Annotated in this window: 13 protein-coding genes, 1 tRNA gene and 1 riboswitch; of the genes, 8 read left to right on the forward strand and 6 right to left on the reverse strand. The window is 69.0% G+C overall.

Annotated features, from left to right (window positions below; translation table 11 throughout):
* Positions 1–18 precede the first annotated feature (18 nt).
* The 4 genes from metF to MQC88_RS05850 all read left to right on the forward strand — a co-directional run bounded on the left by metF (position 19) and on the right by MQC88_RS05850 (position 3,226).
* Positions 19–852, forward strand: a complete 834-nt coding sequence (gene metF, locus MQC88_RS05835; RefSeq protein ID WP_243319863.1) for a methylenetetrahydrofolate reductase [NAD(P)H] — start codon at positions 19–21, stop codon at positions 850–852.
* A gap of 98 nt (positions 853–950) precedes the next feature.
* Positions 951–1,631, forward strand: a complete 681-nt coding sequence (locus MQC88_RS05840) for a hypothetical protein (RefSeq protein ID WP_243319865.1) — start codon at positions 951–953, stop codon at positions 1,629–1,631.
* A 65-nt stretch (positions 1,632–1,696) separates the two neighbouring features.
* The gene (locus tag MQC88_RS05845) at positions 1,697–2,239 is read left to right on the forward strand and encodes a hypothetical protein (RefSeq protein ID WP_243319867.1); all 543 of its coding nucleotides are present in this window, start codon (positions 1,697–1,699) and stop codon (positions 2,237–2,239) included.
* 69 nt (positions 2,240–2,308) lie between these two features.
* Positions 2,309–3,226, forward strand: coding sequence for a branched-chain amino acid transaminase (locus tag MQC88_RS05850; RefSeq protein WP_243319869.1), 918 nt, complete (start codon positions 2,309–2,311; stop codon positions 3,224–3,226).
* Between the two features lie 12 nt (positions 3,227–3,238).
* Here MQC88_RS05850 and MQC88_RS05855 read toward each other — a convergent pair whose 3' ends face one another.
* The 6 genes from MQC88_RS05855 to MQC88_RS05880 form a co-directional block, all read right to left on the reverse strand.
* On the reverse strand, positions 3,239–4,633 hold the full coding sequence (locus MQC88_RS05855; protein WP_243319871.1) for a sensor histidine kinase: 1,395 nt from the start codon (positions 4,631–4,633) through the stop codon (positions 3,239–3,241).
* Positions 4,620–5,303 (reverse strand): response regulator transcription factor, encoded by a 684-nt coding sequence (locus MQC88_RS05860; RefSeq protein WP_243319874.1) that lies wholly within the window; start codon positions 5,301–5,303, stop codon positions 4,620–4,622. The genes MQC88_RS05855 and MQC88_RS05860 overlap by 14 nt, the downstream gene beginning before the upstream one ends.
* Before the next feature lie 375 nt (positions 5,304–5,678).
* Positions 5,679–6,584, reverse strand: a complete 906-nt coding sequence (rimK, locus tag MQC88_RS05865; protein ID WP_243319876.1) for a 30S ribosomal protein S6--L-glutamate ligase — start codon at positions 6,582–6,584, stop codon at positions 5,679–5,681.
* Positions 6,581–7,066, reverse strand: a complete 486-nt coding sequence (locus tag MQC88_RS05870; RefSeq protein ID WP_243319878.1) for an ATP-dependent zinc protease family protein — start codon at positions 7,064–7,066, stop codon at positions 6,581–6,583. Before MQC88_RS05870 ends, rimK begins: the two co-directional genes overlap by 4 nt.
* Positions 7,067–7,093: 27 nt before the next feature.
* Positions 7,094–7,167, reverse strand: a tRNA-Gly gene (locus tag MQC88_RS05875).
* Positions 7,168–7,237: 70 nt separating this feature from the next.
* A complete protein-coding gene (locus MQC88_RS05880; RefSeq protein WP_243319880.1) occupies positions 7,238–9,112 on the reverse strand; it encodes an autotransporter domain-containing protein in 1,875 nt (624 codons plus the stop codon).
* Between the two features lie 159 nt (positions 9,113–9,271).
* Here MQC88_RS05880 and thiS point away from each other — a divergent pair, with 159 nt between their 5' ends.
* From thiS to MQC88_RS05900, 4 genes are all read left to right on the forward strand, one after another.
* Complete coding sequence (gene thiS / locus MQC88_RS05885; protein WP_243319882.1) at positions 9,272–9,472, forward strand: sulfur carrier protein ThiS; 201 nt, start codon at positions 9,272–9,274, stop codon at positions 9,470–9,472.
* A gap of 207 nt (positions 9,473–9,679) precedes the next feature.
* Positions 9,680–9,772, reverse strand: a riboswitch (cyclic di-GMP riboswitch).
* 184 nt (positions 9,773–9,956) lie between these two features.
* Complete coding sequence (locus MQC88_RS05890; RefSeq protein WP_243319884.1) at positions 9,957–10,763, forward strand: thiazole synthase; 807 nt, start codon at positions 9,957–9,959, stop codon at positions 10,761–10,763.
* A gap of 129 nt (positions 10,764–10,892) precedes the next feature.
* A complete protein-coding gene (gene trmB / locus MQC88_RS05895) occupies positions 10,893–11,627 on the forward strand; it encodes a tRNA (guanosine(46)-N7)-methyltransferase TrmB (protein WP_243319887.1) in 735 nt (244 codons plus the stop codon).
* A gap of 127 nt (positions 11,628–11,754) precedes the next feature.
* Entirely contained in the window at positions 11,755–13,593 is a 1,839-nt protein-coding gene (locus MQC88_RS05900) for an SLC13 family permease (RefSeq protein ID WP_243319889.1), read from the forward strand.
* Positions 13,594–13,665: the final 72 nt, after the last annotated feature.

Genomic DNA, 13,665 nt, shown 5'->3' on the forward strand with positions numbered 1-13,665 from the left:
TCGGCAACGGAGTCAGGCATGGTCGCCCGCGTCCCGGTTTCCTTCGAGTTCTACCCGCCCAAGACCGACGAGCAGCGCGCGCAGCTAGACCGGACCGCGGCGCGGCTGAAGGCGCTGGCGCCCGAGTACGTGTCCTGCACCTTCGGTGCCGGCGGCTCCACGCTTTCGTACACGCCCGAAACCATCCAGCGCCTTCGCGACCTCCACAAGCTGGATGCGGCGCCGCACCTGAGCTGCATGGGCGGCAGCCGCGAGGAAATCCGGCAGCTGCTCAAGCTGTATCGCGCCATGGGCTGCAGGCGTCTGGTTGCGTTGCGCGGCGACCTGCCGTCCGGAATGGCGCGCATGGGCGACCTGCGCCATGCCACCGACCTGGTGGCCTTCATCCGTGCCGAGCACGGCGACTTCTTCCACGTCGAGGTCGGGTGCTATCCGGAGACACATCCGCAGGCCGACGACGCGCTCGCGGACTTGCGCCATTTCAAGGCCAAGGTCGATGCCGGCGCGGATGCCGCGATCACCCAGTACTTCTACAACGCCGATGCGTATTTCCGCTTCGTCGACGACGTGCGCAGGCTCGGCGTCGAGGTCCCGATCGTGCCGGGAATCATGCCGATCTCCAATTTCGCCCAACTCAAGCGTTTCTCGGAAGCGTGCGGCGCCGAGATCCCGCGCTGGGTCGGCAAGCGCATGCAGGCCTTCGGCGACGATGCCGATGCGATCCGCGAGTTCGCCGCCGAACTGGTCGCCGCCATGTGCGACCGCCTCGTCGACGGCGGCGCGCCGGCGTTGCACTTCTACACGTTGAATCTTTCAAAACCGACGCTGAACGTGCTGCGCAACCTGCGCTGAATTCGACGCAGGTTCAGTTCCACGAGCGTTTTCGCACGTTGCGTTGACGGCCGAACACCGAGTATGCGCGCACCCCCGCATGCCCGTGATGTCCGTCGATGAACAAGTCCCTGCTCACCACCCTTGCCGCCGCCGTGTTGTGCGCGGCGACCGTTCCCGTGCCGGCGCCGGTGGAAGCCGCGAGCGGCATCCAGCGCTGCCAGTCGCCGGACGGCACGCTGGTCTATACCGACAAGGCCTGCGCGGCGTTCGGCGCGAAAGCGACGCCCATGTCCGGTGAGTTGCTGACGCGGATCGCGCATGAAGAGGCCCTGTCGGCGCGCGCTGGCGGACTGGAAGGCACGGTCGATGCAGCGATCCCGCTGGACACCGGCTCGCTCGCCCGCGCTTCCAGCGGACGCCGTTCGCCGGCTTCGGGCTGCGCACGCACCCCGACACAGCTGCAGATGGACCTGCGCGGCGCGCTGCTGCTCGGCGACGTCAATCGTGTCGCCGAGAGCTACCACTGGGTCGGCATGTCCAGCAAGGCCGGCGAGCGCACGCTCGACCGCCTGCAGCACCTGGTCGGGCGCCAGGTGGTCGACAGCCAGTACTTCAATGCGCAGATCGGGCTTGCCGGTGCCGGCGGTTACGCCGACGCCTCGACGCTGCTGTCCGATGCATCGGGCGGCGATGGCGATGCCGGGGTGCTGCAGCTGGTGCTCGGCGACGACGGTACGCGGTCGATGGTGGATTTCGACGTGCACAAGTACGCTGGCTGCTATTTCGTCAGTTTCTGAATCCGGGCGCATCTTCGGCGCAGCGGGGCCTTTCCGCGACCGGCGGCGGACGTTAGTCTGCCGCGATGACGCGCGCTTCGTGGGTTGCCCTGCTGCTGACGCTCCTCCTGCTTGCCGTGGCCGGCAGTACGCAGGCGCAGGTGCGCCGCTGCACTGCGACCAACGGCACCACCGTGTTCACCGATCGCCGCTGCCAGGACATCGGCGCGGTCGACCACGTTCCAAGCGCAACCGCAGGCCTCGGCGCGCGCCCGTACCGCAATGCCTGCGCGCGCACCCTGCAAGATCTGGTCTACGAACTGACCAGCGCCATCGACGATCGCGACGTCAACCGGCTGGCCGGCGTGTATCAGTGGACCGGCGTCTCGACCGGGACCGGTTATGCGCTGATGCAGCGCCTGGACGCGATCGCGCAGCGGCCGCTGGTCGATATCGTCCCGGTCTATCCGGCCGGCCCCGGCGACGAGGACGATTACTACCCGCAGGCGACGGTGCGCCGCCGCCCGATCGGCTTGCGCCTGGAGCAGACGCTGGCCAACGGCAGCACGCCGTCGCGGACTGTGCTCGGCCTGCGGCGGTCGTTCGGTTGCTGGTGGGTGAGCCTGTAGCACGGCCGTGGGCGCCTGCCGCCGGGTCGTTTGGGGCAAAATGACGCCTTTCCGGCAGGAACCGCGACCATGCAGTATCCGCAATGGATCTGGCACAACGGCACGATCAAGCCGTGGGCCGAAGCCACCACCCACGTCATGTCGCATGCGCTGCATTACGGCTCGTCGGTGTTCGAGGGCATCCGTAGCTACGACACCCCCGCAGGCCCGGTGATCTTCCGCCTGGGCGACCACGCGCGGCGGCTGTTCGCGTCGGCCAGGATCTACGAGATGGCGATCCCCAACACGGTGGACGACATCAACGCCGCCTGTCGCGAGGTATTGCGCCGCAACGCGCTGACCAAGGCGTACCTGCGGCCGGTCGCCTGGCGCGGCCTGGGCGGGTTCGGGCTGTCGGCCGACACCCCCGTCGACGTCGCCGTGGCTGCCTGGCAGATGGGCGCGTACCTGGGCGACGGTGTACTGGAACAGGGCATCGACGCCTGCGTTTCGAGCTGGCAGCGGTTCGCACCCAATACCATTCCCGCCGGCGCCAAGGCCGGCGGCAACTACCTGTCCGGGCAACTGGTGGCGCGTGAGGCGCGGCGCCTGGGCTTCGGCGAAGGCATCGCCCTGGCATCGACAGGGCTGCTGAGCGAAGGTGCCGGCGAGAACCTGTTCCTGGTGTTCGACGGCGCGTTGCATACCACGCCGGTCAGTGCCGCGCTGCTCAACGGCATTACCCGCAACACCTTGATGACGCTGGCTCGCGATGCCGGCATCACGGTGGTGGAGCGCGACCTGCCGCGCGAATACCTGTACCTGTGCGACGAGGTGTTCATGTGCGGCACCGCCGCGGAAATCACGCCGATCCGCTCGGTCGATGGCCGCCAGGTCGGCGCGGGCAAGGCCGGGCCCGTGACCCGCAGGATGCAGGAACTGTTCTTCGGCCTGTTCGACGGCCGCACGCCCGACAAGTACGGCTGGCTGGACCCGGTCGACGCCTGAGCGGCAGGCCGCCTAGGCGGTCAGCTCGGCCGCCGCTTCCACCGCATCAGGCGAGAACGACAGCGTCGCCACCACGCCCTGCCGGTCACCCGGCACGACGCGCACGTTCCAGCCGTACAGCGTGCACAGTCGGCGCACGATCGACAGGCCGATGCCACCGCCCTGCGAATGCTCGGCGTGGGTGCCCCGGTAGCCGCGCTCGAACAGGCGCGCGGCATCCTCGGCCGTCAGCCCGGGGCCCGAATCGACCACTTCGACCGCATTGGGCAGCAGCCGCGCGACCACGTCGCCCTGCGCGGTGTACTTGACCGCATTGCCCACCAGGTTGCCCAGCGCCACGGCCACGGCGGCCTCGGGCGCATCCACGACCAGCCCGCGCTCGCCTTCCAGGCGCAATTCCAGCGGCTTGCCCCCGAGCTGGGCGCGATGCGCATCGAGCAGTTGCTCCGCGATGCGCGCGACATCGGCGGCCCCATGGCCGCGCTCGTTGCGCGACAGCAGCAGCAACGCGCTGATCAGGTCGGTGCACTGCTGTTCCGCGCGCTGGATGCGCTGCAAGCGCGCCCGGGTCTTGTCGTCCAGGTCCGGCTTCGACAGCAGCAGCTCGATCGCCCCCTTGATCACCGCCAGCGGCGTGCGCAGCTCGTGGCTGACGTCGGCATTGAACTCGCGGTCGCGCTTCACCACTTCGGTCAGGCGTCCCGAGTAGTCGTCGAGTGCCTTGGCCAGTTCGCCGACCTCGTCCTCGGCAAAGTAAGGCGCCAGCGCCTCCGGCTGCGCGCTGCGCCCCGAACGGCGCAGCCGTTGCGCCAGCTCCGACACCGGGCTCATCACCCGCGACGCCGCCCACCAGCCCACCAGCAGCGACAACAGCGTGAATACAGCCACCACGCCGATCAGCGCGCTGTTGAACTGGCGTTCGCCGCGCATCGACTGGCTCATGTCGTAGGCCAGGAAAAACCAGACATCCGGCGTCTTGCGGACCGCCAGCTTGTAAGAGAACGCGCTGCCGTCGGGGTCGACTCCGGTGACGTTGTGGATGCCGTCGTCGAACTCGTACCAGTCCGGCTGCTCGGCGCGCAGCGCCTCGAAGTTGGGCCGCCTGACCACGCGCGCCAGCATCTGCTGCACCGGCAGGTCCGGATTCTTGGCCGGATCGGTGTAGAAACGGCGCGCGTACTCGTCGATGTTCTTGTTCATCACGTCTTCGACCAGCTGGTTCTCGACGCGGTTTCGCGCCCAGTTGGTGGCGAAGGCGAGCAGCAGCGTCAGGCCGAAGCCCAGCAGCAGGAACGAGAGGATGATGCGGCTGCGAAGGCGCCGCCGGTAGCGGGTGGGCTTCCTGCGAGCAGGCGCCCCGCCTGACGGCGCCGCCTGCCCGGGGGCCACGTCTTCAGCTGGCGGCATCGGGTGCGGCGATCCGGTAGCCGATGCCGTGGCGGGTCTGGATCAGCTGCGTCGGGAATGGCTTGTCGACCACCGCGCGCAGGCCGTGGATGTGCACGCGCAGCGAATCCGAATCCGGCAGCTCCTCGCCCCAGACGCGGGTTTCCAGTTCCTGCCGCGTGACCACCGCCGGCGAGGCTTCCATCAGCGCCTGCAGGATCTTCAGCGCGGTCGGATTGAGCTGCAGCAGCTTGCCCTCGCGCCGCACTTCCAGGGTATCGAGGTTGTATTCCAGGTCGGCGACCTCGAGCACCCGCGTCTGCACTCCCTTGCCGCGGCGGGCAAGCGCGTTGAGCCGCACTTCCACCTCCTGCAGGGCGAACGGCTTGATCAGGTAGTCGTCGGCGCCGGAATCGAACCCGGCCAGCTTGTTGTCCAGCGAATCGCGCGCGGTCAGCATCAGTACCGGGGTCTGCTTGCGTGCCTCGTTGCGCAGCTTGCGGCAGACCTCCAGGCCGTCCATGCCGGGCAGGCTGAGGTCGAGCACGACCGCGTCGAAGTCGTGCACCACCGCCAGGTGCAGGCCGGTGACGCCGTCGGCGGCGAAATCGACGGTGTGCCCGCGATCCTCGAGGTAATCGCCGAGGTTGGCGGCGATGTCGGTGTTGTCTTCGATGACGAGGATGCGCATCGGGGATCCTGTGGCTGGGTGGCGTTGGAACGCGGCAGTGGCCGGGCAGTTCCCCGGGCGCCTGCTGGCGTTGCGTGTCGGATCGCGTTCGGGCGAGCGGCGGCGGATCGAACAGCCTTCGGCGATTCTTGCATACGGCCGCGTGAATCCCGCATGCGCCCGGGGAAAACAAAGGCCCAGGCGCGGGAGCACCGCGCCTGGGCCAAACGAGCCCCGATTACCGTGATCTGCGACGCCCAAGGAGCGGCACCTGACGAGGTGTGTCGATCTGGAGAAAGCAGAACTTCGGTCCCGCCTAGGCTACGCGGGAATCGATTAAACAGCCGTTAAAGCCGGTATTAAATTTCCGTTAAAACCTCCGGAACCGGTGCAGTCTCACGCTGCTGAGCGACGGCGGACCGGGATCGGCTGGTGCCCGGCCACGACGAAATCGATGATGCGGCCGGCGATGTCGATCCCGGTGGCTTCCTCGATCCCTTCCAGGCCAGGGGAAGCGTTCACCTCCAGCACCAGCGGGCCGCGACGGGACCGGATCAGGTCGACGCCGGCGATGCCCAGCCCCAGCACTGCCGCCGCACGCACGGCGGTCGCCTGTTCGGCCACGGAGGCACGCACCGCCCGGGCAGTGCCGCCGCGGTGCAGGTTGGAACGGAAGTCGCCCTTGGGCGCCTGTCGCCGCATGGTCGCCACCACCTGGTCACCGACCACGAAGCAGCGCAGGTCGGCGCCACGCGCCTCGGCGATGAACTCCTGGACCAGGAAGTTGGCGTACAGGCCGCGCAGCGCCTCGATCACGCTGCGGGAAGCCGAAGGTTTCTCGGTCAGCATCACCCCGGCGCCCTGGGTGCCTTCATTGAGCTTGATCACGTGCGGCGGCGGGCCGAGCATCGACAGCAGGTCGGCGGTGTCGTCGGGGTTGTCGCCGAAGACCGTGATCGGCAGGCCGATGCCCTGCGCCGCCAGCAACTGGTGGCACCGCAGCTTGTCGCGCGCGCGCGCGATCGCATCGGACGGGTTGGGTGCATGGCTGCCCATCAGCTCGAACTGGCGCAGCACCGCGGTGCCGTAACGGGTGATCGAGGCGCCGATGCGCGGGATCACCGCGCCATAGCCGGCGATCGGGCGCCCCTTGTAGTGCATCCCGAAGCCGTCCGCGCTGATGCGCAGGTAGCAGCGCAGCGGGTCCAGCACGCGCACGCTGTGGTGGCGCTCGCGCGCTGCCTCGACCAGGCGCCGGGTCGAATACAGCTTGCTGTTGCGCGAGAGGATGGCGAGCTTCATGGGCGGGGCTCGAGGGTCGAGGGCGGGCGCCCGTGGAGGAAGGAGCGTGCCGGATCGACCATGAACGCACCGTCCATCGCGCTGCGGCCAAGCAGCATCGGGAACAGCATGCCGCGGCGATCGGTCAGGTTGATTTCAATCTCGCGTTCCTGCCCGGCCAGGCGCAGGTGCGTGCGCAGGAAGACGCGATGGTTGCAGTGCCCGCCGGAGTCGGTCACTTCGCGCTCGTCCAGCACCGGTGCGCTGGCCTCGATGGCCACGCGGCGGGTACGCCCGGGCGTGAACCGGAACCCGACCCAGGGCGCCCCGCGCTCGACGAAACGCCATTGCTCGTCCACGTGCAGCGCCGAGGTACGCGCGCCGCTGTCGACCTTGGCGCGCACGCGCGCTACGCCCAGGTCGGGCAACGCCAGCCATTCCCGCCAGCCGAGCACGATCATCGACGCTGCCTTGCGCGGAGGAAAGAAAATCGGCGGCGCCATCGCGTGGATGACACCGCCGTTGCATGGTGGAGCGGGTGAAGGGAATCGAACCCTCGTCAGTAGCTTGGGAAGCTACAGCTCTACCATTGAGCTACACCCGCAGGCGGCGAAGTCTATGCCCCCCGCGCCGGGCATGGCAATGCGCGGCGGGGGCCGCCGCGCGGTGCCGCATCAGAAACGACTGCCGATGGTCATGAACACGCTGGCGTCGTTGCCGCCTTCCTGGGCGAAGGTGGCGCTGGCGCCGACGTTCGCGTCGAGCCCCAGCAACTGCGTGCGCGCGCCCAGCAACAGGGTGCCGTAGTCGCGGTCGAACTCCTGGCCAGGGACCGCATAGGCCAGCGAACCCGGGATCGACTGGGCAATGGCGAAGGCCTGCCCGGCCGAATCCTCGAACTCGTGGTCCCAGGTCACGCGCGCGTAGGGATGGATGCGCTCCCCGGGCGCGTAGCTGAATTGCCAGCCGGCGCTGCCGATCAGCGAATCCACGCCCTGGTCCGGGTAGGCCAGCGAAGTCGACAGCGACGGCTCGCTCTCGGCGAAGCCGTCGATGTCGATCTGCTGCGACAACAACGAAACCACCGGGCCATGGCGGAACGCGCCGTCGCCGAAGGTCCAGCCGCCGTTGACGCCGATGCTGAGGTTGCTGCCGTCGGCAGAACCGTGGTGGGTCCGGGTGGCCGCGCCCAGTTGGACGTCGCGGTCGGTGTCGAAACCGAGCCATGAATAACTGGCCTGGGCATTGGCCCATGCGCGCCCGCCCTGCCAGCCCAGGTAGCCGCCAAGGCTGGCGTCGGTCTGGTCGAAGCTGCCGCGACGCTGGCCCCAGTCCATGCCTTGGCGGCCGTAGCCGCCGAAGACGCCATAGACGAGGTTGCCGCTGGCCCAGTCGACTCCCACCGTCAGGGTCGGGCCGCCGCCGTCGTAATTGCTCACGTCTTCGCCGTAGCGCTGCGAGTCGCCGCGCACGTCGGCCCACCAGCGCATGCCCTCGCCTTCGCGCGCCTGCGACAGCTGCGCCCCGACGCGCTCGGCACGGGCACGCCCGACCACGGCCTCGGAATGCGGCAGTACCGCCATCTGGCCGGGCGCTTCCAGGATCGAGATCGCGTACTGGGCGAGGACTTCGTGTGCCGTCGTGGTCGGATGCACGCCGTCGGCGAAGACGAAGCTGGTGTCGGCGTCGGGTGCGACGAAATTGGCCGGGTTGCACCCCAGCGCCGGCGCCGCGCCACAAGCCGGCGTGGTGACGTTGCTGAAGCCATACAGGCCGGGGTTGGCCGTGATTTCGTGCAACAGGCTGTAGGTATCCAGCGGGATCACCTGCAGGCCGGCGGCACCGAGCCCGCCGAACAGGGTCTGGTTGTAGGCAGTGACCAGCGCGGTGACGCCGGCTGAGCCATCGGGCCCCAACGACAGGCCGAACGGGGTGGTGCCCACGTCGGGCATGGTCGGCACCAGGATGTACTGCGCGCCGGCCGCCGTCAGCGTGCCGACCAACCCGACCTCGGCGCCGGCCGCGGCCAGGAACTGCTCCTGGGTGGTGGCGCCGTTGAGGTGGAAGAACAAGTCGTTGGCCCCGCCCCACACGGTATAGAGCGCGTCGGGATCCGCCTGGCCGCCGTTGAGCGCCAGGTAGGTGTTGACCTGGTCGGTCAGCGAGGGCGCGAACTGGGTCGGAATCGAGGGCGGGAAGCCCGCGCCCAGTTCCGGACCGATGGTGGCGCCGCCGGCGGCGAAGTTGTCGCCCCCGGTCAGGGCCACGCCGGTGGCGGTCAGCTGCCAGGCGGCCGAAGCGTCGGTGCCGTAGAAGTCGGCCAGGAACTCCGACCACACCAGGCCCGGGTTGGTGGTGAAGCGCGCCGCCACGGCAGCGGACGGGTCGACGTTCTCGACCAGGAAAGTCTGGTAGAAACCGCTGTCGGTGAGGCTGTCGCCGAAGAACACCGTCTGCGAGAACGGAGCACTCTGGGCGAACACGGGGGCCGCCGCCAGCGCGAGCGCCGCAGCAAGAAGGGAGCGGAGGGGCCTGCGGGACGACGCCATGGTGTTCTCCTGGGAATGTTGGATGACCGGCCGGGCCGATACGCCACCGGATGGCAGGATCGTTTCACGAAAATGACACGCGACTCAAGTACGGCATCGGCGGTCGCCCGGGCTGGACAGCAGGGTGCAGGAAGGGGCGATAACCCGGACAATGGCGGCATGGATATCCGCTTGAATGGCGCCCAGCAGCGCCTCCCCGCCGGTTGCAGCGTGCTGCAGTTGCTTGCCGAGGCCGGCCTGGCCGATCGCAGGGTCGCGGTCGAGGTCAATGGCGAAATCGTGCCGCGCAGTGCCCACGCCACCCGCCTGCTGCTGGACGGGGACCGCGTCGAGATCGTGCACGCGCTCGGCGGCGGCTGACGCCGCAATGCGGCCTGCAGCGAGGAATACGCGCGCCGCAGGCGGGGAAGTACTGGCGGGCAAGTTGCCCTGTGCGAGCATGGCGCCGTTCAAGCAACGGGCGACGGACTGTCGTTGACCATGCCATCCACCGGCCAGCCGAGCCGAGGTCTCGGATCCGGGTGCGTCCAGCCGGACCGGCCAAAACCGCGCGATGACCACCGGCGGTATGGGAACCCGGCTGTCCCTCGGCGGTGGGGTGATCGCCGGGACCCATGGGCTTTGCGACGCCGGCTTGCGCCGGTTGTGCGTTTGGCGTACCGCGCGATGGCACCGCGCGCGAGCCGACGACCGGTCCGGGGTCAGGGGTGCCGCCTGACCGGATCGCCCACTCATTGCGCTACACGCACCGGGGAACGAGCGGCGGCCACGGATCCGCACATTCCGGCACCTGGCTGACCATCGGCCGTCCATGGCCGACCGACGGCGCTGGTAACATTCGTCCATGCCCCACGACCCCGCACTTCCCGCCGACGACGACAGCCTGTTCATCGCCGGCAAGCCCTACCGCTCGCGCCTGTTGACCGGCACCGGCAAGTTCCGCGACCTCGACGAAACCGCCCGCGCCACCGATGCCGCCGGCAGCCAGATCGTCACCGTCGCGATCCGTCGCAGCAACATCGGCCAGAACCCCGGCGAGCCGAACCTGCTCGACGTGCTGCCGCCGGACCGCTACACGATCCTGCCCAACACCGCCGGCTGCTACAGCGCGGACGATGCCGTGCGCACCTGCCGGCTGGCGCGGGAATTGCTCGACGGCCACAGCCTGGTCAAGCTGGAGGTGCTGGGCGACCAGCGCACCCTCTTCCCCGACGTGGTGCAGACCCTGGCCGCCGCCGAAACCCTGGTTCGCGAAGGTTTCCAGGTGATGGTCTACACCTCCGACGACCCGATCCTGTGCAAGCGCCTGGAACAGATCGGCTGCGTTGCGGTGATGCCGCTGGCCGCGCCCATCGGCTCCGGCCTGGGCGTCCAGAACCGCTACAACCTGCTGGAGATCGTCGAGAACGCGAAGGTGCCGATCATCGTCGACGCCGGCGTCGGCACCGCGTCGGACGCCGCGATCGCGATGGAACTGGGCTGCGATGGGGTACTGATGAACACCGCGATCGCCGGCGCGAAGGATCCGGTGCTGATGGCACGCGCAATGCAGCTCGCGGTCGCCGCCGGGCGCGCCGCGTTCCGGGCCGGCCGCATCCCGCGCAAGCGCCACGCCAGTGCCTCTTCGCCGGTCGACGGGCTGATCGGGTGACGGGCGCACGCGCGAGCGGTCGCGTTCGCCCTGGGGGATGCGCCGCACGGCCGGAGTCGAAGAACTCGAGGCAGTCGCAAGGGCTTGCGGCTTCGCCACTGCGTGGCCTCGCCCGGGACGCCCGGTGAGATGACCGATCCGTTTTCCAGCGACGGCGCCAAGGCCCCGCCCAAGCCCTTCACCGTCGAAGAAGGCCGCCGCAAGGTGCGCAGCTTCGTGTTGCGGCAAGGCCGCTTCACGCCCGCGCAGCAGCGCGCCTTCGACGAACTGTGGCCGCGTTACGGACTGGATTACACCGGGCAGCCGCGCGACTTCGACGCGGTCTTCGGCCGCAAGGCGCGGCGGGTGCTCGAGATCGGCTTCGGCAACGGCGAGGCGTTGCGCTTCGCCGCTGGCCGCGACCCCGGACGCGACCTGCTCGGAGTCGAGGTCCACGCCCCCGGCGTCGGCCGCCTGCTCAATGCACTCGCGATCGACGGCAGCACGCATGTCCGCGTGTACCACCATGATGCGGTCGAAGTGCTGCAGCACGAGGTCGCCGACGGCGCGCTCGACGAGATCCGCATCTACTTCCCCGATCCCTGGCACAAGAAGCGCCACAACAAGCGCCGCCTGCTGCAGCCGGAGTTCGCCGCGCTGCTGGTCCGCAAGCTCGCGCCCGACGGCCGCTTGCACCTCGCCACCGATTGGCACGACTATGCCGAGCAGATGTGGGACGTGCTCGATGCCACGCCGGGCCTGCGCAACCGCGCCGGACCACGGGGCCACGTACCGCGCCCCGACTGGCGGCCGCAGACTCATTTCGAGGACCGCGGCCGGAAGCTCGGGCACGGCGTCTGGGACCTGGTCTACGACAGGACGTGACTGGTGATTCCGTGATTCGCAAACGCCAAGGCATCACGCACCAGGCCCTGCCGAACCCCGAACCCGGTCGGCGCCCCGTGCCCGGCCGCTGCGCTCCCCGCAACCCGCACCAGCAGTCGCCCTGCTGATGGACACCGCGCTGACGCTCACCACCGACATGCAGCTCGTGCTCGGGCTGGTGGGCTTCACCATGCTGATGTTCGTGTTCGAGCGGATCCGCGCCGACGTGGTGGCGCTGGTGGTGCTGGTGCTGCTGGGCCTGACCGGGCTGGTCGCGCCGGAGGACATCTTCAGCGGCTTTTCCTCCGACGCGGTGATCAACGTCATCGCCACGATGGTGCTGGGCGCCGGCCTTGACCGCACCGGCGCGCTCAACCGCCTCGCCGGCTGGCTACTGCGGCGCGCGCGCGGGGTCGAGGAACGGCTGCTGCTGTTCACCTCGGCGGTCGCCGGCCTGAACTCCTCGATCATGCAGAACACCTCGGTGACCGCGCTGTACCTGCCGATCGCCTCGCGCCTGACCGCACGCACCGGCCTCAGCCTGTCGCGGCTGCTGATGCCGATGTCGGCGGCGATCATCATGGGCGGCGGGCTGACCATGGTCGGCAACTCGCCACTGATCCTGCTCAACGACCTGCTGGTGTCGGCCAACGCCAACTTGCCGTCGGGCGTGGCGACGCTGGAACCGTTGAAGATGTTCGCGCCGCTGCCGATCGGCCTGGCCTTGCTCGCCGCCTGCCTGTTGTACTTCCATTTCTTCGGCGCCAGGCTGCTGCGCGAGGACGGCGACAAGGGCGTGACCCCGGCGCGCACCCAGAGCTACTTCGCCAACACCTACGGCATCGAGGGCGAAGTGTTCGAACTGACCGTCAGCGCCGACAGTCCGCTGGTGGGCATGTCGCTGGGCGAGGCCGAGGCGCTGCACGGCGCGCCGTTGCTGCTGGCCCTCAAGACCGGCAACGAGTCCCGGCTGGCGCCACCGGCCGACACCCGCATCTGGGTCGGCAGCGTGCTCGGCGCGATGGGCGCGCGGCAGCAGGTGGCGGATTTCGCCCAGAACCAGTTCCTGCGCCTGTCGACCAGGCTGCGCGAGTTCGGCGACCTGTTCAACCCCAGCCGCGCCGGCATCTCCGAGGCGGTGGTGCCGCCGACCTCGAAGTTCATCGGCAAGAGCGCGGCCGACCTGCGCCTGCGCAAGCAGCAGGGCATCAGCCTGCTGGCGATCAACCGCGACAAGGAAGTGCACAACGAAGGCATCCGCAACATGCCGCTGCGCGCCGGCGACATGCTGGTGCTGCACAGCATCTGGACCGACCTGGCCGATGCCGCCAGCAGCCGCGACTTCGTCGTGGTCACCGATTACCCGAAGGGCGAGCAACGCCCGCACAAGTTCAAGGTCGCGATGGTGATCTTCGCCATCAGCATGCTGCTGGCGCTGTCCTCGCGGATCCCGACCTCGATCGCGCTGATGACCGGCGTCGCCGGCATGCTGGTCACGGGCGTGCTGAAGATGGACGAGGCGTACGCCGCGATCAGCTGGAAGACGGTGTTCCTGATGGCCTGCCTCATTCCATTGGGCTGGGCGATGGACAGCAGCGGCACCGCGGCCTGGGTCGCCGGGCACAGCATCGAGCGCCTGCCGCACGGCTTGCCGGTCTGGCTGATCGAACTGGTGCTGGGCCTGCTGACGACCGCGTTCTCGCTGGTGATCAGCCATGTCGGCGCGACCATCGTGATGGTGCCGCTGGCAATCAACCTGGCGCTGGCGGTGGGCGGCGACCCGACCGGGTTCGCGCTGATCGTGGCGTTGTCGGCGTCCAACAACTTCATCACCGCGTCCAATCCGTCGATCTCGATGATCACCGGGCCCGCCGGCTATACCCCGGGCGACATGTGGCGCGTGGGCGGGCCGCTGACGCTGGTCTACACCGCGATCGTGGTGGTGGCGGTCAACCTGATGTTCTGAAGGCGCGCACGCGGTCGAGGCATTTGCCGGGCCGTGCGTCGCAGCGGCCGCGTGCGGGCCTGCAGTCGGCGA

It is taken from the genome of Cognatiluteimonas sedimenti, from assembly GCF_022808325.1.
GTDB lineage: Bacteria > Pseudomonadota > Gammaproteobacteria > Xanthomonadales > Xanthomonadaceae > Cognatiluteimonas > Cognatiluteimonas sedimenti.

Excerpts from the sequence above, each read along its gene's own strand:
- metF (WP_243319863.1), top strand. The coding sequence starts at position 19 with ATGGTCGCCCGCGTCCCGGTTTCCTTCGAGTTCTACCCGCCCAAGACC.
- MQC88_RS05840 (WP_243319865.1), top strand. The coding sequence starts at position 951 with ATGAACAAGTCCCTGCTCACCACCCTTGCCGCCGCCGTGTTGTGCGCG.
- MQC88_RS05845 (WP_243319867.1), top strand. The coding sequence starts at position 1,697 with ATGACGCGCGCTTCGTGGGTTGCCCTGCTGCTGACGCTCCTCCTGCTT.
- MQC88_RS05850 (WP_243319869.1), top strand. The coding sequence starts at position 2,309 with ATGCAGTATCCGCAATGGATCTGGCACAACGGCACGATCAAGCCGTGG.
- MQC88_RS05855 (WP_243319871.1), bottom strand. The coding sequence starts at position 4,633 with ATGCCGCCAGCTGAAGACGTGGCCCCCGGGCAGGCGGCGCCGTCAGGC.
- MQC88_RS05860 (WP_243319874.1), bottom strand. The coding sequence starts at position 5,303 with ATGCGCATCCTCGTCATCGAAGACAACACCGACATCGCCGCCAACCTC.
- rimK (WP_243319876.1), bottom strand. The coding sequence starts at position 6,584 with ATGAAGCTCGCCATCCTCTCGCGCAACAGCAAGCTGTATTCGACCCGG.
- MQC88_RS05870 (WP_243319878.1), bottom strand. The coding sequence starts at position 7,066 with ATGGCGCCGCCGATTTTCTTTCCTCCGCGCAAGGCAGCGTCGATGATC.
- MQC88_RS05880 (WP_243319880.1), bottom strand. The coding sequence starts at position 9,112 with ATGGCGTCGTCCCGCAGGCCCCTCCGCTCCCTTCTTGCTGCGGCGCTC.
- thiS (WP_243319882.1), top strand. The coding sequence starts at position 9,272 with ATGGATATCCGCTTGAATGGCGCCCAGCAGCGCCTCCCCGCCGGTTGC.
- MQC88_RS05890 (WP_243319884.1), top strand. The coding sequence starts at position 9,957 with ATGCCCCACGACCCCGCACTTCCCGCCGACGACGACAGCCTGTTCATC.
- trmB (WP_243319887.1), top strand. The coding sequence starts at position 10,893 with ATGACCGATCCGTTTTCCAGCGACGGCGCCAAGGCCCCGCCCAAGCCC.
- MQC88_RS05900 (WP_243319889.1), top strand. The coding sequence starts at position 11,755 with ATGGACACCGCGCTGACGCTCACCACCGACATGCAGCTCGTGCTCGGG.